This is a genomic window from Micrococcus sp. ACRRV (assembly GCF_022346985.1).
GTDB lineage: Bacteria > Actinomycetota > Actinomycetes > Actinomycetales > Micrococcaceae > Micrococcus > Micrococcus porci.
Genome location: NZ_JAKRNH010000210.1, coordinates 1 through 997, shown reverse-complemented (window position 1 = coordinate 997; position 997 = coordinate 1). Strand labels below are relative to the sequence as shown.

At 77.7% G+C, this 997-nt stretch carries 1 protein-coding gene; it reads left to right on the top strand.

Features of this window, described 5'->3' with window-relative positions; all coding sequences use genetic code 11:
• Positions 1-14: 14 nt before the first annotated feature.
• On the top strand, positions 15-997 hold a 983-nt coding region (locus MHY29_RS12150; protein ID WP_255718953.1), incomplete at its 3' end, for an HRDC domain-containing protein.

Sequence of the window (997 nt, the reverse complement as noted above, 5' to 3'; positions counted from 1 at the left end):
AGCGTGGGCGCCGCCTGTTCCCCGCCGTCGCGACCTCCCCGGACCCCTCGGACCGTCCCGGCGGGGAACAGGCGGCGCCCACGCTCGTCGCCGAGCCGGCCGGCGGGGTGCCCGTGGTCACGGACACCCCGGCAGGCCTCGCCGCCTGCGCCGCCGCGCTCGCCGCCGGCACCGGCCCGGTGGCGGTCGACGCCGAGCGCGCCTCCGGCATCCGGTACGGCCAGCGGGCTTTCCTGGTGCAGCTCAAGCGTGCGGGCGCGGGCATCTGGCTGGTGGATCCCGAGGCGTTCGAGGACCTGGCCCCGCTGGACGAAGCCCTGCGCGGCGTGGAGTGGGTGCTCCACGCGGCCAGCCAGGACCTGCCGTGCCTGGCCGACTGCGGCATGCGCCCCGACCTGCTGTTCGACACGGAGCTCGCCGCGCGCCTGGCGGGACTGCCGCGCGTCGGGCTGGCCGCCGTGCTGGAGTCCCAGCTCGGCCTGACCTTGGCCAAGGAGCACTCGATGGCGGACTGGTCCACCCGTCCGCTGCCCGTCGACTGGCTGAACTACGCGGCCCTCGACGTCGAGCTGCTCGTGGAGCTGCGCGACGCCCTGGCCGCGCTCCTCGAGGAGCAGGGCAAGCTCGCCTGGGCCGAGCAGGAGTTCGAACACGTGCGCACCACCCCGCCCGCGGCGCCGCGACAGGACCCGTGGCGCCGCACCTCAGGGATGGCGGCCCTCAAGCGCCCCGTCCAGTTGGCCGTGCTGCGCCGTCTCTGGCAGGCGCGCGAGGACCTCGCCCGGCACCGGGACCTGGCCCCGGGCCGGCTCCTGCCCGACTCGGCGTTGGTGGCCGCCGCCTCCACCCTCCCGCGGACGGTGCCCGAGCTGCGCGCCACCCGCGGCTTCCACGGCCGCTCCGCCGCCCGCGAGGCACCGCGCTGGATCACCGCCATCCGGGCGGGGATCGACGACGCCGCCGCCGGGCAGGCCCCGCCCCGGCACGGCCCCGGCTC